This window comes from Thermococcus sp. CX2 (assembly GCF_012027555.1).
Taxonomy (GTDB): domain Archaea; phylum Methanobacteriota_B; class Thermococci; order Thermococcales; family Thermococcaceae; genus Thermococcus.
The window spans coordinates 173605-191932 of record NZ_SNUQ01000002.1 but is presented as its reverse complement, the minus strand read 5'-3'; the positions used below and the strand labels follow the sequence as shown (position 1 = coordinate 191932).

Sequence of the window (18328 nt, the reverse complement as noted above, 5' to 3'; positions counted from 1 at the left end):
AGGAATATGCAGGTACTATTGCGCTTTGGTCTGGAGGTGTGGGCATGAGCATAGCTTTTGTGATTACGGGCACTTTAACCTGTGGCTTTAGTTGTTGTGGTGTTTAATTGAGAAAAGAATGGGAGAAAAGCCCTCACTTCAGGAACCCGGTCTTCTTTCCGAGGTCCTCGAAGGCGTCGATGACGTACTGGAGATCTTCCTTGCTGTGCGCCGCTGAGGGCTCGAGCCTTATTCTGGCGGTTCCGAGCGGGACGGTCGGATAGACGATGGCCTGCGCGAAGATGTTGTACTCCTCGTAGAGCCTCCTTGAGAACTCCTGGGCGAGCTTCTCGTCGTAGAGCATGACCGGGGTAATCGGGTGCTTGGTGTTGCCGAGGTCGTAGCCGAGGTCTCTCAACCCGTTCTGGAGGAAGTGGGTGTTGTCCCAGAGCTGTCTGACAAGTTCGTCGCTCTTCTGGAGTATCTCAACGGCCGCTATTGCGGCGGCAACGTCAGGCGGGTTCGGAGCGCTCGAGAAGAGGAACGGCCTGGCCCTCTGGCGTAGGTACTCGATGGCCTCCTCAGGACCAGCAACGTAGCCACCTATGACACCGAATGCTTTACTGAGAGTACCCATCTCGAAGTCAACCCTGTCGTGGAGCTTGAAGTGGTCCACTATACCCCTTCCGCTGTCTCCGAGAACACCCTCACCGTGGGCGTCGTCGATGTAGAGTATAGCATCGTACTGCTCAGCCAGCTCGGCCATCTCCGGGAGCGGGGCAAGGTCTCCGTCCATAGAGAAGACACCGTCACTGACGATGATTTTCTTTTTCTTGTCCTTGTTCTCCTCCAGCCTTCTCTTGAGGTCTTCCATGTCGAGGTGCTTGTAAATGACCTTTGGAGCGCCGCTGAGGCGCATTCCGTCGATTATGCTTGCGTGGTTGAGCTCCTCGCTGATGAATACTCCATCCTCACCCTTCTTGAGGAGCGCACTTATAGCTCCCAGGTTGGCGTTGTAGCCGCTCTGGAAGAGAATTGCGGCTTCTCTCTTCTTGAACTTGGCCAGCTTCTCTTCGAGCTCCACGTGAAGCTCCATAGTTCCGGCTATGGTCCTAACCGCTCCGGCACCAACACCGTAGTCGAGGATGGCCCTTATAGCGGCCTCCTTAATCTTCGGATGGGCGGCCAAGCCGAGATAGTTGTTTGAACACATGTTGAGAACGCGCTTTCCGTCAACCACAACCCAGGGCCCCTGGGCGCTTTCGAGCTTTCTAATAGTTACATAAAGGCCCTTCTCCTTTAGCTCCTTGAGTTCTTCCCTAATCCAGTCGAGCTTCGCCATGAGAACCACCGCTAGAAGTTGGACATTGAGGTATAAAAGCTTTGCACTAACCAGTTCAGTACATTGGCCCAGCGGGAAGTTGACTTCCTCCAGCAGAGGGGTAAATCAGCCTCGTGCTTGGCACGCTCAAGCAATCATGGCAAAAGGCTTAATACCCTCGTTGCCCATTAAGCCTTTAGGTAAGGTGGTAACCATGCCAGAGGAAGTTCAGGAAGTTAAAATCCTCGAAAAGCCGTGGGTTGAGAAATACAGGCCCGTTAAGCTCGATGATATAGTCGGTCAGGGGCATATAGTCAAGCGCTTAAAGCACTACGTTAGAACCGGCTCAATGCCGCATCTGCTCTTCGCTGGCCCTCCTGGCGTTGGAAAAACAACCGCAGCACTATGTCTTGCTAGAGAACTCTTCGGGGAGCACTGGAGGCACAACTTCCTCGAGCTCAACGCGTCGGATGAAAGGGGCATCAACGTCATCCGCGAGAAGGTGAAGGAGTTCGCGAGAACTAAGCCGATAGGCGGTGCAAGCTTTAAGATAATCTTCCTCGACGAGGCGGACGCTTTAACCCAGGACGCCCAGCAGGCGCTTAGGAGAACAATGGAGATGTTCTCAACCAACGTGAGGTTCATACTCAGCTGTAATTACAGCAGCAAGATAATCGAGCCAATACAGTCGAGGTGTGCCATATTCCGCTTCAGGCCGCTCAACGACGATGACATAGCAAAGCGCATCAGGTACATAGCCGAGAACGAGGGGCTTGAGCTCACTGAGGACGGCCTTCAGGCGCTCCTTTATGTCGCTGAAGGCGACCTCAGGAGGGCAATAAACGTCCTTCAGGCGGCAGCAGCTTTAGACAGAAAGATAACCGACGAGAACGTCTTCCTCGTTGCGAGCAGGGCGAGACCAGAGGATGTACGTGAGATGATGAACCTGGCTCTGGAGGGCAACTTCCTTAAGGCGAGGGAAAAGCTGAGGGAGATACTCCTCAAGCAGGGCCTCAGCGGCGAGGACGTTTTAATTCAGATGCACAGGGAGGTCTTTAATCTGACGATCCCAGAGGACAAGAAGGTCGCTTTGGCGGACAAGATAGGCGAGTACAACTTCAGGCTCGTCGAAGGTGCGAACGAGATGATACAGCTCGAGGCTCTGCTCGCTCAGTTCACCCTGATGGGTAAGTGATGCCCAATGCCGTCCTTCGACGTTCCCTGGGTTGAGAAGTACCGTCCGAGAAGGCTGAGCGAGATAGTGAACCAGGACAAGGCTTTGGAGCAGGTAAGGGCTTGGATAGAGGCCTGGCTGCACGGTAATGCACCGAAGAAGAAGGCTCTCATCCTCGCTGGGCCTCCGGGGACGGGCAAGACCACCACTATCTACGCCTTGGCCAGAGAGTACGGCTTTGAGGTCATCGAGCTCAACGCGAGCGACGAGAGGACCTACGAGAAGATAGAGCGCTACGTCCAGGCAGCCTACACGATGGACATCCTCGGAAAGAGGAGGAAACTGATATTCCTCGACGAGGCCGACAACATAGAGCCGAGCGGGGCCAGGGAGATAGCCAAGCTCATCGATAAAGCCAGGAACCCCATAGTCATGTCGGCCAACCACTACTGGGAGGTTCCGAGGGAAATAAGGAACAAGGCTCAAATCGTTGAATACAAGCGCCTGACCCAGAGGGACATAATGAAGGCCCTCATAAGGATTCTAAAGGCCGAGGGCGTAACCGTTCCAAAGGAAATCCTCCAGGAAATAGCCAAACACGCCAACGGCGACTTGAGGGCGGCAATAAACGACCTCCAGACGGTTGTCTCTGGTGGAATCGAGGATGCCGAGGAGGTCTTAGCTTATCGCGACGTGGAGAAGAGCGTCTTCCAGGCTTTAGCCCAGCTGTTCGCAACCGACAACGCCAAACGCGCCAAGCTGGCCGTTCTGGGCGTTGATATGTACCCCCACGAGCTCCTCCAGTGGATAGACGAGAACTTGCCCTACGTCTACTACAAGCCCGAAGATATCGCGAGGGCCTATGAAGCGCTCAGCAGAGCTGATATATACCTTGGCAGGGCCCAGAGAACGGGCAACTACTCGCTATGGAAGTACGCCACAGACATGATGACGGCTGGAGTCGCCGTTGCTGGGGTCAAGAAGAAGGGCTTCGTCAGGATTTATCCCCCAAAGACGATAAAGCTTCTCACGGAGAGCAAGGAAGAACGCTCGCTCAGGGACTCGATAGTGAAAAAAATCATGAAAGAGATGCACATGGCCAGGATGGAGGCCCTGGAGACGCTCGAGATCATCAAGTCGATATTCCAGAGCAACCCAGAGATGGCTGCGCACTTCACTGTTTTCCTCGAGCTGAGCGAGAAGGAGGTCGAGTTCCTGACCGGAGACAAGGAACTGGCCAGGACAATATGGGGCAAGAGCCTCAACATCCACAAGAAGCTGAAGGAGGCGCGGAGCGAGCTGGAGGAACACGTCAAAGCTGCCGTGGAAACCATGGAGGAAGCCGGAGGGGAGGTAACGGAGGAGCCAGGGGAGGCCGAAGAAGCCGAGGAGCTCAGCGAGGAGGAGCTTGAGAAGGCCGAGGAGGAGATAGAGCCCCTCGAGAAGGAGAAGAAATCTGACAAGATAGACAAGCCCAAGAAGAAGGGCAAGCAGGCGACTCTGTTCGACTTCCTGAAGAAGTGAACTTTTTATCCTTTTTCCAAGATTTTTACATCCGCACAGACCTTGAAGACGTGGGGCTTGAAGTCGCTGACCTTCTTTATCCTTACCTCGCATTCTTTTCCCAGTTTCTCGCATTCCCTTAGGATTCTTTCCTTGAAGGCGCTGATTTCGTCCTCGTGGACAAAGTCGTAGTAGTGGAGCCATCTCTCGGCCCTGCTCAGGGTTAGAGCTAGGGCATCCACTCCTTTCGGCGTTGGGCTTATAACGCGGTCGAACGTTGTCAGTTTTGGAAGTATTTCAAAGGCATCGCCGTGGATGAACTCTATCTCTCCCTTGAGCTTTTTCCTGTTGAGTTCGAGGTTCTCAATGCCGAGCTTGTAGGCCTCTTTATTCAGCTCGATGGCCGTTATCTTCACCGCCTTATAGCGGGCTATAACCAATGCGTAGGGAAGGACACCGGCGAAGGGTATCAGAATCCTCTCGCCGTCCTCGACGAGCTGGGCCAGTCTGTATCTCTCCCCCTTCATCCGCGGGTTGAAGAAGGCCTTGCTTAAATCTACCCTCAGCCTTACCCCGTTCTCCTTGTGAACCGTGGCTAAGCGGTGCTCGCCCCAGATTATCGAGTAGTCGCGAATTCTAAAGGCCCCCTCGTGGAAGCCTTTCCGGGCTATAACCTTCAGGAAGGGGTGGACTTTTCTCAGGCCCCAGACGATGTCGTCAACACGGTGCTCCAGCTCGGGAGGGATTTGGATTACGGCTATATCACCCACAACGTCGTAGCGCCTCAAGTGGGCGAGCTCCTCTGGAGTCAGGCGCTCTGCCAAAACGCTCTCCAGGTTCTTGTAAATCTGCCTCTCGGGCCTAAGTGGAAGGTCAACATCGAGAACCTCGTAGCCGAGCTTCCTCACTTCTTCCGGATTCAAAACCGGTAGAAGAACGAGCTCTCCTTCCCTCTTGGGACGTCTTTTCCCATCATAGAGGCCGAGCCGTTTAAGCTTACGTTTAACCGGATCTGCTTCCCTCTTTGGAACCGCTATCGCTGGCATTCCCCTCTCCCGTTTGCTCCTCACTTTTTCTGCTTTTAACCTTTGTTTTTCCAATTAACTTGTCCAGGTCCTCTCGTGTTATGCCCCCAAAGAACGCCTTACTGAATAGTATTTCCTCAACTTCCTCTATGTCGGGCTTTTTGAATTCCTTGGCAAGGATGGTGAACTGTTTTTTGTCCAGGATCGAGGGTGAGGCGAGGACTATCATGTAAGCACCGTTAACGAGTGCGTAGTCTCTAAGTGTGAAGAGAAACTTTGCTATGGCATTGAACTCCACGTAGAACATTAGGTATTCTATGCCCTCTATGTAAATTGCACTCCTGTCGTGATTCCTCATGAATTTCACGGCTTCCTCCCTGAGGATGTGCAAACTGCTTGGGTTAACGGCATGCTTATGAGGTACTCCGCTGAGCCATAGGAATTTTTCGGGATTTATCCCGAATTTGCGCGTCCAGTCGTCCTTTGGTCGTCTGCTGATGACAAAGATTGGCACGTTCTCACGCTCAAGGGCCTTCAGGAGAAGTTTGGCTTCTTCAGTAGTTTCGACGAGAAAAACGTCTGACTTCTTTATTCCAGTCTCTCCAGTGAGTTTTTTGCCATATATGCCCTGGGTTTCTTCCTCTAGGTATCTAATGGACAGAGCTACCAAGAACAAAAATCCCGTGATGAGTACAAGTTCAACCAGCAGAAATAGCCCTTCCCCGAGAAAAGCCATTAGGATCATCATGGTCCCGCCGGCAAACCCAAAGAGCACCAATGCCACTTCAAGCCCGGTAATAAATCGTCTAGTGGGACTGTCTGCGAGGCCATAGTAACGCCTGGCTCTGAGTATCCCATAGGCTGTTACAAGCAGGAGCAAAAGCCCCACTGTGAGGGGCAGGGGATTGACTTCCATCGAGTCACCATTATAGTTTGGGATGAAATAGTATTAAACTATTTCCAGTATGGTTCCCTCAATCTTATCGCTTTCTTGAAAATCTCAATGAGCTCCTCGTCGCTGGCCCCGTTTCTGAGGGCGGTAGCGAAGTCGATAAGGTCGTTCTTCCTAAGTAGGCACGTCTTGAACTTTCCGTTGGAGGTTACTCTAAGCCTCGTGCAGTTGGCGCAGAACATTGTGTTGTGCATCGAGCGAACTACTTCCACCTCCGCGATGCCGTGGTCCGTTGGTATGAAGTATTTCTTCCTCCTGTGCATCCGCCGTTCCTTTGTCTCAACGGCCATCTCCTCCAGCTTTTGCTCCACTGGTTTTAGTGGGAAGAAATACTTCCTGAAAAAGCTCGTCTGGGTCATCTCCTTTGGAGCTTCCAGCTCTATCAGTTGGAGTATTACCCCTGTTTTGGCGGCGAACTCTATCATATCCCATATCTCGCCGTCGTTGAGGCCTTTCATCACTGTCATGTTAAGCTTAACCGGGCTTAGGTACTTTACAGCCTCGTCTATACCCTCGAGAACCGTATCGAGCATATCAACGCCCGTTATGCGCTTGTAAACCTCTGGCCTTAGACTGTGAAGGGAGACATTGACCCTGTCCAGTCCTGCCTCTGCTAAGGGCTTCGAGAGCTCCTTAAGCCGGCTTCCGTTGGTTGTCATGGAGAGGTCGGCCACATAGGGCTTTATGCGCCGTACTATTTCCAGGATGTCGTCCCTAACCGTTGGCTCGCCTCCGGTGAGTTTCACCTTCTTTATCCCCAGGCGGGAGGCTATTCTAACCAATCTCTCGATTTCAGCTGGAGTGAGCTCTAACCTCGCGTTGAAGTGCTGGCCCTCTCTATGGCAGAAGAAGCACCGGAAGTTGCAGTCTCTCGTGAGGGAAATCCTGAGGTTAGTCACTGGCCTGCCGAAACGGTCGAAGAGCACCATCTTTAAGCACCCGGGATAATTAACCACCGGGCTTAAAAAAAGATTTTGGGTAAGTACTTTCGTTTAACAGACTCTCATCGAAAACTACAAGTAGGTGAAATGGGAAGATAATCCCAGGGGGTTTTCCGCATGAACGTTGAGGAACTTAGGGATAAGCTGTCCCGTCTTGAAGCCCTTCACGCCGAATTTGAGCGTCAGTTTCCTTCCATCTATGAGGAGAAGGATTATGCGGCTCTTCTCGAGAGGATCAAGGGGCTCTACGCACTGTCCAGGGAGAAGCTGGAGATAGCCTCGGCACTCTACCGTGAGCTTGCATACATTGGTGGAAATGCCGAGGAGCTGGCAAAGGAGATTCACAGGAACGAGCACCAGATGAAGTTTCGCCTCGAGGAGGTTCTGTCTCTGCTGGCGAAAACGACCGATTATGACGCCAGGCTTAGATTGAACACTGCTCTGGACAGGCTGGTTCACTTTCACAGGATTTATGACTACGCGGTGAGCAAAGCGCTCCAGGAACTTGCTACCGAGGTTGAGGGACTGGCCCTTCTAACCGAAGGCGAAAAAGAGAAAAAGGTGCCGATGAGTATAATGGACAAGCTTAGGAAAATTGAGGAGCTTGAGGTTGAGCTCGGAGTCATGAGGCGCTTCATATTCCGGCTTTACTATCATCCCGGTGACGTCCATAAGGTTGAAGAGGCCCTGAAGGACTGGCATTCGAGGGGCCTGCTCTGGGTTGAGGCGAGAAACGTTGAGAAGCTCAGCGGCGTCGTGAACGCTGGAGAGATACTCGAGGGACTCACGCTCATAGGGGTAGTGGAAAAGAAGATGAGGGGTGGTGAAAGTGTCTACAGACACAGGAGTTTCAGTTCGGATTAGGGGCATCTACAGCACGGCCCTGACCAAAGTGCTCCTTGACAGGGGCTTTGGTATCTCCCAGCCGAGCCAGAAGATCGTCGAGCGCTTCAACCTCGACAGAACCTACGACGAGTTTGATGTTGACATATACGACAAGAAGGATCACCATGGTGTTATTCTCGTCGGAACAAAGGTTGAGGAAGTTAGGAAAGTTCTGGAAGAGGAACTAATAGACGTTTTCTTTAGAAGGCTTCCCTACCAGCTCTACGGCATCTACAAGGGCATGGTGGTTAAACGGGATGAGCGCTACGTCTATATCGACATAGGGAGCGCCATCGGAACCGTCGTTGCAGAGGAACTTCCGAACGTTATGGAGGGCGATGAGGTTCTCGTTCAAGTGAAGAAGCACAACCTCCTGCCGCACCTGAGCGTTACCTTGACCATCCCCGGCGACTACGCCGTGCTGATTCCGAAGCCGATAGGGGCACAGAGGCACGTCAAGATTTCAAGGAAAATACGCGACCAGGGTGAGAGGGAGAGGCTGAGGATCCTCGGGCTGAGCATAGACCTCGGTGAGTGGGGTATCCTCTGGAGGACGGCCGCTGCCTACAAAGACTGGAACACCCTCAGGGACGAGATAATAAGGCTCTCAAAGCTCGCGGACAGGCTCAAGAAGGCCGATTCATACACAGCCCCGTCCGTTATAATCGAGGGAAGGAACATCTACGAGGTCGAGTTCGGTGGAGGAGCCAAGAAAAAGCTGGACGAGATAAGGAACAAGGTCGTTCCGACGGTCGAGGGCCACCACCAGCTCAAGGCATACGATCCCGAGCTGAGCTTCGCCGTCGAGATAGCCGAGGGTATTCTGAGCAAAGTCCCGTCCCAGAGGGAGAGGGTGAAGCAGGGCTTCTGGGAGGCGCTGATAGCCAACAAGGGTCCGAAGAAGGGCTGGCTCTTCAGCCTTGAACACTACAAACCCGACGGCCAGAGGATAAGAATCGGACCGGGCGAGATACTGGAGGTCTCAATGAACCCCCTGAAAGTGACCATGAAGCGCCATCTAAAGCCGGGTAAGGTCTACGACGGCCTAGACCTGCCGATAGAGTTCGGCGACTACGTGATCACCGAGATAGAGGCCGGAAAGTGGTGGTTCGTCCACAGGTACTACGACAGGAACGGCAACCTGAAGGGCGAGTACTACAACATCAACACTCCAGTTGAGATTTACCCGGACAGGGCGCGCTACGTGGACCTCGAGGTGGACATCGTCAAGTGGCCCGACGGCAAGAAGGAGATAATAGACAAGGAGAAGCTCACGGAGCACTACGAGGAGGGCATCATCACGGAGAAGCTCTATCGGGCCGTTCTGAGGATAACGCAGGAGGTCTTTGAGAAGGTCTGAGCGTGAGCTTTTGATGTCTCTCTTTTTATTATAAACCGCAGTGCAAGTAATAATCCCCAGAAATGGCGACGGAAGGGTTCATGAAGTCAGAATGGAGTGATGTTGTCCTCTTTCTTGACCTCCCCAGTTTCAAGCGCGTCCTCTATGCCCTTCTCCGTTATCCTGAAGTAGACTATCCCGCCCTCTGGCTTAAAGCGGTGCCTCTCAAGGATTGCAACCCTTAGCCCCGGCGTGTTCAGCTTGTCCAACCTCAGTATGTCCTTGCAGCGGTAACCGAGGGTGTGCTCGGCCACCGGCTTGAGCCTCTCGGCGCGGGAGTCGAAGTGCACCTGGTTTATGACGATGACTGGAATTCTGTTCTTCCTCGCGAGCCAGAGGAGAACCTGTAACTGCTTCCCTAATTCAGCTGTCAGGTTCCTCCTCTGCTCCTCTACGCGGTAGTGGGCGGTTATGGAATCAACGACGATGAGGGAAAACGTTTTGTCAATAATCCTCTTCAGGCTGCCTATCGTTCGTCTCTGCTCCTTGAAGTCACTCGGTGTGAATAGGATGAATCTATGAAGAGTCTCGTCGGGATCAAGACCCCACGCTGAGGCCATTTGAGCGAGCCGCTCTGGAGAAAAACCTCCCTCTGTATCAATGTATGCGACCTTCCCTCCACTCAGAAGTCCGACCTGGAGCGCCAGCGTAGTTTTGCCAGTTGCAAAGCTACCATAAACCTGGGTTAGAACCTCGGAGGCTATGCCGCCTCCTAATAGCTCGTCGAGTGATTTGACCCCCGTGGTCAGCATCAGGGTCACCGCTAAAGTGAGAGCTCCTCGTAGAGCTGGAGGGGTTTTACTACAGCCCAAACACGCCTCTTTCTCAGCTCGTCCTGAAGCTTCTCGACGCTGCCCCCGCCGTAAACCCCGTAGTGCATTGGAATAACTATCTTTGGCCTGATGTCCTCGATGATTTGTGCGGCTTCTCGCTCATTTGCCGTTGAACGGCCGCTTATGGGCACCATCAGCACATCGATATTTCCTCGGAGTCTCTGAAGGGCTGGAGCTGAGTAGGTATCTCCAGTGTGGAATACCGTCTTGTCGCCCTCTATCAGGTATCCAAGCGGGTACTGGCTCGAGGGGTGCTCCATGTAGATCGCCGTAACTTTAACCCCGTTGTCAAGTTCGAGGGTTTGACCCTCTTCAATCTCCTTTACCCTGGTTACGCCATCGCTGATGGCCATAAGGTAGACTGGCTTTGGCCCTATGACCGTCGCATTGCGGAGCCTTGAGAGCAGCTCGACCTTTCCGTAGTGGTCACTGTGCTCGTGGGTTATGAGGATGTAGTCAACCTCACCAATTCGGTCATCGTCAACCTCAGGGTAGGGGTCGATGAGCAGTCTCACGCCGTTGGTCTCGACCCAAAAGCACGCGTGTCCGTACCAGATGATCCTCATCGGTAATACCTCCAGAGAGTGGGTTCGGTAAGGTAAACTTAAAGTTTTTCATTGTTCACTTTTCTTTGGGGATTTCAAGGGCTGACGTTGGTTTTATAAACTGCCGCTTCGCTATTCCTTTGGATGCCTATGGGTGAGCCGAACCTCAAGAAAGGTCTCATAGTACGGGAGCCCTTCGCGAGCTTAATCGTTGAAGGGAAGAAGACATGGGAGATACGGAAGTCCCGAACCAAAGTGAGGGGTGAGATTCTCATTCTCAACGGAGGAAGGGCTTTGGGAAAGGCTGAACTCGTCGAGGTTCTCGGGCCTTTCACACCCGAAGAGCTCGCTGAGCACAGGGACAAGCACCTCGTTGATTTGGATTTCCTGGTGGATTACTCAAACGGAAAAGCCCTCTACGCGTGGGTTCTCCGCAATGCGGAGAAGTTTGAGAAGCCCATTAAGGTAGACATTGCCAAAGGGGCCCAGGTCTGGGCCAACGTGAGGGTGGATGAAGATGAATAGCCGCCGCCTTATAGTTCCGCCTGTCTCGATTCCCATACTTATCGTGATGTTCCTCCTCTTTGTGATTCTCTTCGTGTTCTTCTCGAGCATCGTTACGGCCGCCTTTGAGAGGCTGGGAATCCCACCACAGGTGGCCTATGCTCTCTTTCTCTTCGCCCTCTTTGGCAGCTTCATCAACATCCCCATAGCTGAAGAGACCTCCTACGAGCCCGTCTTGAGGGTGAGGGAGGTCAGGTTCTTTGGGATACCCTACCCAGTTCCGTACTTCGATTGGGAGGAGCGAAAGGTTATAATAGCGGTAAACGTCGGCGGCGCCTTGGTTCCTCTAAGCGTCGTCATATACGGGCTGCTAAGGACCATCTACCTTGGCCAGTTCGGGCTACTCTTCAACACATTAGTCGCCATAGCAATCGCCTCGCTGTTCAGCAACGCCGTTGCAAAACCGGTTAAGGGCCTTGGAATAGCGATGCCGATGTTGCTCCCACCACTAATGGCAGTGATTCTGGCACTTTTCTTGGGAGACGGCAATCCCCCGCTGGTGGCCTACGCGAGTGGAACGATGGGAGTTTTAATCGGCGCTGATTTGATGAACTGGAATAAAATCAAGAACCTCGGCGCACCGATGGTGAGCATCGGCGGTGCTGGAACCTTCGACGGCATCTTCCTGGCAGGAATAATTGCCGTTCTTTTAGCATGACGGTGGATTTATAAAGCAGAGATTAAACATGGAAACGGCAAGATTTCACGGTTACGGGGTGATTGATATGATCGTCGTTGGAAGCGGTGCGAGGCACCTTGAGGAAGAGGTTAGAGCTCTCGGCGGGGAACTCGTTGAGGTTGAGATAAAGAAGTTCCCAGATGGGGAAAAATACGTCAGAGTCCTTGGCTCTGGTGATGAGGCTTTGGTGGTGCAGTCCACTTTTAAGCCCCAAGACGAGAACCTCATCGAGCTCCTTCTTATCGGTGATGCCCTCCGCGAGAGGGGGTTCACCAAGCTTAGGGCCGTTGTTCCTTACTTGGCATACTCGAGGCAGGACAGGGTCACCAAGGAGGGCGAGCCGATAAGCGTTAGGGCAATAATGAGGGCGATAGGTCTCTACTACGACGAGCTCTACGTCTTCGACCTACACAATCCCGAAACCCTGAGGTTCTTCCCTGGAAAGGCCGTTAACCTCTCTCCGGCGAGGGCAATAGCCGAGTACTTCAAGGATAAGCTCGGCGACGGTGTAGTCCTTGCCCCCGATAAGGGCGCGCGCGAGAGGGCCAGAGCTGTGGCGGAAAAGCTCGGCCTTGAGTACAGCCACTTTGAGAAGAAGCGCGTTTCGCCGACGGAAGTGAAGATGTGGCCCGTAGATATAGACGTGGCCGGGAAGAACGTCCTCATAGTTGATGACATCATCAGCACGGGCGGGACGATGGTTAAGGCAGCCAACCTGCTCAGGGAGATGGGGGCCGAAAAGATATTCGTTGCGGCAACCCACGGTGTCTTTGCCGAGGGTGCTATTGAGCGCGTCAGCAGAGCCGTTGACGAGCTTGCGGTTACGAACACCATACCGACGCCGGTTTCGAGGATAAGCATCGTGCCTGATATACTGGCGCTTTAACTCTTCCCCACAACCCTTTCAACTTTCTCTTTGCATTTTCCCTCGAAAACCTTCGGTATGCAACGGTAGCCTGTGAGATACTCCTCAACGTAAACGCACGTCGTTCAGTTTGTCAGGAGGATACTTTTTGATGGTCAGTGAGACGAGTGCCAGAAAGTTCAGTATCCGGTGGCCGAGGCTCCCGTAGGTAAGCAACAGCAGGACTACCAACTCGGCCATCAGGATGAGTATGAGTGATGCCATAAGTGCTGGCTTCCCCCTCACTCCATGATGCTTCACCACATAACTTTGGGAGTTGAGGGAATGGATGGGGCTTTCCAAGGGTTTATCATTTTTATGTTAAAATTTCCAAATTTTTGAAGCGCTCTTTAACATCTTCTTTTTCAAAAATCTGCCCCCTCAAAGGTTTTGCAAAAATTTTTCACTGCTGGGGTTCACCCCTATTGGGTGGAGCGCCCGAACAGGGCGCGACGAAGCCCAGGCGCCAAGACGGCGGCGTCGGGGGGAACGGGTGCAAAGCACCCAAGATGAACCCCGCCCTCCAGCCATGGGCACAGCAATGTGCGCTCCCGAGGAAACGCCGAAAGGCGGACCCCTCGGGGGTAAGGCAGGCCCGACATCCCGACTAAACCCCGGACGGAATTTGGTACTTCCCGCCATGGGAAGTCCCACCGGCCGTACTCCTTGCTCAATTCCGGTTGATCCTGCCGGAGGCCACTGCTATGGGGGTCCGACTAAGCCATGCGAGTCATGGGGCGCCTTGCGCGCACCGGCGGACGGCTCAGTAACACGTCGGTAACCTACCCTCGGGAGGGGGATAACCCCGGGAAACTGGGGCTAATCCCCCATAGGCCTGAGGTACTGGAAGGTCCTCAGGCCGAAAGGGGCTTCGGCCCGCCCGAGGATGGGCCGGCGGCCGATTAGGTAGTTGGTGGGGTAACGGCCCACCAAGCCGAAGATCGGTACGGGCCATGAGAGTGGGAGCCCGGAGATGGACACTGAGACACGGGTCCAGGCCCTACGGGGCGCAGCAGGCGCGAAACCTCCGCAATGCGGGAAACCGCGACGGGGGGACCCCCAGTGCCGTGGCATCGCCACGGCTTTTCCGGAGTGTAAAGAGCTCCGGGAATAAGGGCTGGGCAAGGCCGGTGGCAGCCGCCGCGGTAATACCGGCGGCCCGAGTGGTGGCCGCTATTATTGGGCCTAAAGCGTCCGTAGCCGGGCCCGTAAGTCCCTGGCGAAATCCCACGGCTCAACCGTGGGGCTTGCTGGGGATACTGCGGGCCTTGGGACCGGGAGAGGCCGGGGGTACCCCTGGGGTAGGGGTGAAATCCTATAATCCCAGGGGGACCGCCAGTGGCGAAGGCGCCCGGCTGGAACGGGTCCGACGGTGAGGGACGAAGGCCAGGGGAGCGAACCGGATTAGATACCCGGGTAGTCCTGGCTGTAAAGGATGCGGGCTAGGTGTCGGGCGAGCTTCGAGCTCGCCCGGTGCCGAAGGGAAGCCGTTAAGCCCGCCGCCTGGGGAGTACGGCCGCAAGGCTGAAACTTAAAGGAATTGGCGGGGGAGCACTACAAGGGGTGGAGCGTGCGGTTTAATTGGATTCAACGCCGGGAACCTCACCGGGGGCGACGGCAGGATGAAGGCCAGGCTGAAGGTCTTGCCGGACACGCCGAGAGGAGGTGCATGGCCGCCGTCAGCTCGTACCGTGAGGCGTCCACTTAAGTGTGGTAACGAGCGAGACCCGCGCCCCCAGTTGCCAGTCCTCCCCGCTGGGGAGGAGGCACTCTGGGGGGACCGCCGGCGATAAGCCGGAGGAAGGAGCGGGCGACGGTAGGTCAGTATGCCCCGAAACCCCCGGGCTACACGCGCGCTACAATGGGCGGGACAATGGGATCCGACCCCGAAAGGGGAAGGGAATCCCCTAAACCCGCCCCCAGTTCGGATCGCGGGCTGCAACTCGCCCGCGTGAAGCTGGAATCCCTAGTACCCGCGTGTCATCATCGCGCGGCGAATACGTCCCTGCTCCTTGCACACACCGCCCGTCACTCCACCCGAGCGGGGTCCGGGTGAGGCCTGATCTCCCTTCGGGGAGGTCGGGTCGAGCCTGGGCTCCGTGAGGGGGGAGAAGTCGTAACAAGGTAGCCGTAGGGGAACCTACGGCTCGATCACCTCCTATCGCCGGAAATCCGTCCGGGGGGTTTAAGGGATGTCGGGCCTGCCATCCGTGGGCCGGTAGCTTAGCCTGGGAGAGCGTCGGCTTTGCAAGCCGAAGGCCCCGGGTTCGAATCCCGGCCGGTCCACCACGAAGAGGTGCACATCCCGAGCACAGCTCGGGGTGGAAGGGTCCTAGGCCCCGAACAGGGGTCACGATGAGGACCGTGCATAGGCGGATTGACCCAAAAAATGCCCAGCCCTCTAAGTAGAGGGCAGAAAACCTAAGCCGCCTGGTGGATGGCTCGGCTCGGGGCGCCGACGAAGGGCGTGGCAAGCTGCGATAAGCCCCGGCGAGGCGCAGGCAGCCGTCGAACCGGGGATTCCCGAATGGGACCTCCCGCGGCTCTTGCCGCACTCCCAGTCGGGAGGGGGAACGCGGGGAATTGAAACATCTTAGTACCCGCAGGAAAAGAAAGCAAAAGCGATGCCGTGAGTAGGGGCGACCGAAAGCGGCACAGGGCAAACTGAACCCTTCGGGGAAACCCGGAGGGGATGTGGTGTTGTAGGGCCCTGCGTCGGAGCCTCGAGGGTGAAGCCGAAGTCCGCTGGAACGCGGCGCCGTAGAGGGTGAAAGCCCCGTAGGCGTAAGCCCTCAGGCTCCTGCAGGGTTCCTGAGTACCGTCGGTCGGATATCCGGCGGGAAGCTGGGAGGCATCGGCTCCCAACCCTAAATACGTCCCGAGACCGATAGCGAACTAGTACCGTGAGGGAAAGCTGAAAAGCACCCCTGGCAGGGGGTGAAAAGAGCCTGAAACCAGGCGGCGATAGGTGGGTGCGGCCCGAAAGGGTTGAGTCTCCCCGAAGGAAACCGCGGCGACGCGGGAGTACGAGGGGAGAGGACCGGGGTTGCACCGTCCGTCTTGGATCACGGGGCAGGGAGTTCACGGCCGTGGCGAGGTTAAGGGGGTTAAGCCCCGAAGCCACAGGGAAACCGACAGGTCCGCAGGCGCTTGCCGAGGGACGGGGTGTGAAAGCGCCCGGAGTCACGGCCGTGAGACCCGAAGCCGGTCGATCTAGCCCGGGGTAGGGTGAAGTCCCTCAACAGAGGGATGGAGGCCCGCTAGGGATGCTGACGTGCAATTCGCTCCCGTGACCTCGGGCTAGGGGTGAAAGGCCAATCGAGGCCGGCGATAGCTGGTTCCCGCCGAATTATCCCTCAGGATAGCCCGGCCGGAGGTAGGTGGTGGGGTAGAGCACTGATTGGGGGTTTAGGGGGAGAAATCCCCCGGCTCCCTGTCAAACTCCGAACCCACCACCGCCGTAGATGGCCGGAGTAGGGGGGCGGTGTAAGCCGTCACCCGAGAGGGGAACAACCCAGACCGGGGTTAAGGCCCCTAAGTGCCGGCTAAGTGTTACTCCAAAGGGTGTCCCTGGCCTTAGACAGCGGGGAGGTAGGCTTAGAAGCAGCCATCCTTTAAAGAGTGCGTAACAGCTCACCCGTCGAGGTCAGGGGCCCCGAAAATGGACGGGGCTTAAGCCGGCCGCCGAGACCCCGGCGCACGGACCGATTGGTCCGTGATCGGGTAGGCGGGCGTGCCGATGGGGTGGAAGCTGGGCCGTAAGGTCCAGTGGACCCGTCGGTATTGTGGATCCTGCCGGGAGTAGCAGCATAGCCGGGTGAGAATCCCGGCCGCCGAAGGGGCCAGGGTTCCACGGCAATGATCGTCAGCCGTGGGTTAGTCGGTCCTAAGCCAGCCCGTAACTCGGAGCTGGCGAAAGGGAAACGGGTTTATATTCCCGTACCGCGGTGGTAGGTGCGGCAACGCAAGCCCAGAGGGTGACGCCTCGGGGTAGGCGGACCGGTCCACAAGGCCGGCTAAGCGTATAAGCCCGGGGAGTACCGTAATGGTGAGAACCGGGTGAAAGCGCGAATGGCCTCCCGTAAGGGGGGTTCCGCCGATCCCTGGGGCCCGTGAAAAGCCCTCTGGGAACGATCCACCGCGACCGTACCGAGAACCGACACTGGTGCCCCTGGGTGAGAAGCCTAAGGCGTGTCGGGGGAAACCCAGCCGAGGGAACTCGGCAAATTGGCCCCGTAACTTCGGGAGAAGGGGTGCCTGCGGGTGCGTAACCCGCAGGTCGCAGTGACTAGGGGGGCCCGACTGTTTAGTAAAAACACAGGTCCCAGCTAGCCCGAAAGGGTTTGTACTGGGGCCGACGCCTGCCCAGTGCCGGTATGTGAAGCCCGGGTCCAACCGGGTGAAGCACCGGTAAACGGCGGGGGTAACTATAACCCTCTTAAGGTAGCGAAATTCCTTGTCGGTTAAATGCCGACCTGCATGAATGGCGTAACGAGGTCCCCACTGTCCCCGGCTGGGGCCCGGCGAAACCACTGCCAGGCGCATATGCCTGGGACCTCCGGTGGGAAGCGAAGACCCCATGGAGCTTTACTGCAGCCTGCCGTTGCCGTACGGCGGGGGGTGCGCAGCGTAGGCGGGAGGCGTCGAAGCCCGTCCTCCGGGGCGGGTGGAGCCGTCCATGAGACACCGCCCACCCTCTGCCGTACGGCTAACCCCCGATGGGGGGACAGCGGTAGGTGGGCAGTTTGGCTGGGGCGGCACACCCTCGAAAAGGTATCGAGGGTGCCCTAAGGTCGGCTCAGGCGGGTCAGGAATCCGCCGTAGAGTGCAAGGGCAAAAGCCGGCCTGACTGGACCCGTAACAGAGGCGGGTCCAGCCGCGAAAGCGTGGCCTAGCGAACCCCTGTGCCTCCCCGGTGGGGGCCAGGGATGACAGAAAAGCTACCCTGGGGATAACAGAGTCGTCTCGGGCGAGAGCCCATATCGACCCCGAGGCTTGCTACCTCGCTGTCGGCTCTTCCCATCCTGGCCCTGCAGCAGGGGCCAAGGGTGGGGGTGTTCACCCATTAAAGGGGAACGTGAGCTGGGTTTAGACCGTCGTGAGACAGGTCGGATGCTATCTACCGGAGGTGTTGGCCGCCTGAGGGGAAGGCTCCCCCAGTACGAGAGGAACAGGGAGCCGCGGCCTCTGGTCTACCGGTTGTCCTACAGGGCATAGCCGGGCAGCTACGCCGCGTCCGATAAGGCCTGAAAGCATCTAAGGCCGAAGCGGTCCCCGAAAATAGGCGGCCACTCCCAGGCGCAGGGGGTCGGGCGACCGGTCCTTTGCCTGGGACGAGGGCTCGGGAAGAAGACCCGTTTGATGGGGCGGGGGTGTAAGCGGGAAGGGAAACCGACCCGTTCAGCCTGCCGCTCCCAACAGCCCGAGGTTTCTGCCCTCGAAAGGAGGGCTGGGCATTTGATAGGTCAATCCGCCTATGCACGGTCCTCAAAGCCCTTAACTTCTCGTGCTTCTGTGCACTTCAGTTGCAATCATTAAAACTTGCCTGTGGATTCTAACCTCGGCTACAGGATCGTGGGGATGCCTCCCTTCTGACTCCGCCCTGCGAGTTCTATGGTGATTAT

General features: G+C 56.1%; 14 protein-coding genes, 1 tRNA gene and 2 rRNA genes. 10 read left to right on the top strand and 7 right to left on the bottom strand.

Annotated features, from left to right (window positions below; all coding sequences use genetic code 11):
• Nucleotides 1-133: 133 nt before the first annotated feature.
• Nucleotides 134-1321 (bottom strand): glycine C-acetyltransferase, encoded by a 1188-nt coding sequence (locus E3E23_RS05255; protein WP_167907472.1) that lies wholly within the window; start codon nucleotides 1319-1321, stop codon nucleotides 134-136.
• Between E3E23_RS05255 and E3E23_RS05250 the strand changes: the two genes are divergently transcribed.
• Together E3E23_RS05250 and E3E23_RS05245 are read left to right on the top strand one after the other, a co-directional pair.
• Entirely contained in the window at nucleotides 1320-2495 is a 1176-nt protein-coding gene (locus tag E3E23_RS05250; RefSeq protein WP_371807521.1) for a replication factor C small subunit, read from the top strand. The two genes, E3E23_RS05255 and E3E23_RS05250, sit on opposite strands and share 2 nt — an antisense overlap.
• A 6-nt stretch (nucleotides 2496-2501) precedes the next feature.
• Nucleotides 2502-3998: a replication factor C large subunit gene (locus E3E23_RS05245; protein WP_167906974.1), complete on the top strand. Its 1497-nt coding sequence runs from the start codon at nucleotides 2502-2504 to the stop codon at nucleotides 3996-3998.
• Nucleotides 3999-4003: 5 nt separating this feature from the next.
• On the opposite strand, the gene E3E23_RS05240 is transcribed toward E3E23_RS05245, so the two are convergent.
• From E3E23_RS05240 to moaA, 3 genes are read right to left on the bottom strand one after another with little or no spacing between them, the layout of a single operon-like run.
• Complete coding sequence (locus tag E3E23_RS05240; protein WP_167907471.1) at nucleotides 4004-5023, bottom strand: class I SAM-dependent methyltransferase family protein; 1020 nt, start codon at nucleotides 5021-5023, stop codon at nucleotides 4004-4006.
• On the bottom strand, nucleotides 4980-5918 hold the full coding sequence (locus tag E3E23_RS05235; protein ID WP_167906973.1) for a DUF835 domain-containing protein: 939 nt from the start codon (nucleotides 5916-5918) through the stop codon (nucleotides 4980-4982). Before E3E23_RS05235 ends, E3E23_RS05240 begins: the two co-directional genes overlap by 44 nt.
• A 38-nt stretch (nucleotides 5919-5956) precedes the next feature.
• A complete protein-coding gene (gene moaA / locus E3E23_RS05230; protein WP_371807527.1) occupies nucleotides 5957-6880 on the bottom strand; it encodes a GTP 3',8-cyclase MoaA in 924 nt (307 codons plus the stop codon).
• Between the two features lie 132 nt (nucleotides 6881-7012).
• On the opposite strand from moaA, the gene E3E23_RS05225 reads away from it, so the two are divergent.
• Both E3E23_RS05225 and E3E23_RS05220 read left to right on the top strand, forming a co-directional pair.
• A complete protein-coding gene (locus E3E23_RS05225) occupies nucleotides 7013-7759 on the top strand; it encodes a hypothetical protein (protein ID WP_167906969.1) in 747 nt (248 codons plus the stop codon).
• Entirely contained in the window at nucleotides 7725-9140 is a 1416-nt protein-coding gene (locus E3E23_RS05220; RefSeq protein ID WP_167907470.1) for a ribonuclease E/G, read from the top strand. The genes E3E23_RS05225 and E3E23_RS05220 overlap by 35 nt, the downstream gene beginning before the upstream one ends.
• An 86-nt stretch (nucleotides 9141-9226) precedes the next feature.
• Here E3E23_RS05220 and radB read toward each other — a convergent pair whose 3' ends face one another.
• Nucleotides 9227-9931 (bottom strand): DNA repair and recombination protein RadB, encoded by a 705-nt coding sequence (gene radB, locus E3E23_RS05215; protein ID WP_167906967.1) that lies wholly within the window; start codon nucleotides 9929-9931, stop codon nucleotides 9227-9229.
• A gap of 11 nt (nucleotides 9932-9942) precedes the next feature.
• Nucleotides 9943-10578 (bottom strand): MBL fold metallo-hydrolase, encoded by a 636-nt coding sequence (locus E3E23_RS05210; RefSeq protein WP_167906965.1) that lies wholly within the window; start codon nucleotides 10576-10578, stop codon nucleotides 9943-9945.
• A gap of 123 nt (nucleotides 10579-10701) precedes the next feature.
• On the opposite strand from E3E23_RS05210, the gene E3E23_RS05205 reads away from it, so the two are divergent.
• The 3 genes from E3E23_RS05205 (at nucleotide 10702) to E3E23_RS05195 (ending at nucleotide 12686) form a co-directional block, all read left to right on the top strand.
• A complete protein-coding gene (locus E3E23_RS05205) occupies nucleotides 10702-11082 on the top strand; it encodes an ASCH domain-containing protein (RefSeq protein WP_240920746.1) in 381 nt (126 codons plus the stop codon).
• Nucleotides 11075-11779 (top strand): DUF1614 domain-containing protein, encoded by a 705-nt coding sequence (locus E3E23_RS05200; protein ID WP_167906964.1) that lies wholly within the window; start codon nucleotides 11075-11077, stop codon nucleotides 11777-11779. Before E3E23_RS05205 ends, E3E23_RS05200 begins: the two co-directional genes overlap by 8 nt.
• A 67-nt stretch (nucleotides 11780-11846) precedes the next feature.
• The gene (locus E3E23_RS05195; protein ID WP_167906963.1) at nucleotides 11847-12686 is read left to right on the top strand and encodes a ribose-phosphate diphosphokinase; all 840 of its coding nucleotides are present in this window, start codon (nucleotides 11847-11849) and stop codon (nucleotides 12684-12686) included.
• Between the two features lie 84 nt (nucleotides 12687-12770).
• Here E3E23_RS05195 and E3E23_RS05190 read toward each other — a convergent pair whose 3' ends face one another.
• Nucleotides 12771-12929 carry a hypothetical protein gene (locus E3E23_RS05190; protein ID WP_167906961.1) on the bottom strand — a complete coding sequence of 53 codons (159 nt, stop codon included), beginning with the start codon at nucleotides 12927-12929 and terminating at the stop codon, nucleotides 12771-12773.
• Between the two features lie 448 nt (nucleotides 12930-13377).
• Here E3E23_RS05190 and E3E23_RS05185 point away from each other — a divergent pair.
• The 3 genes from E3E23_RS05185 to E3E23_RS05175 all read left to right on the top strand — a co-directional run bounded on the left by E3E23_RS05185 (nucleotide 13378) and on the right by E3E23_RS05175 (nucleotide 18142).
• Nucleotides 13378-14864, top strand: a 16S ribosomal RNA gene (locus E3E23_RS05185).
• 52 nt (nucleotides 14865-14916) lie between these two features.
• Nucleotides 14917-14993 (top strand) — tRNA-Ala (locus tag E3E23_RS05180).
• A 120-nt stretch (nucleotides 14994-15113) separates the two neighbouring features.
• A 23S ribosomal RNA gene (locus E3E23_RS05175) occupies nucleotides 15114-18142 on the top strand.
• The 16S and 23S rRNA genes sit together here with 1 tRNA gene alongside, the layout of an rRNA operon.
• Nucleotides 18143-18328 lie beyond the last annotated feature (186 nt).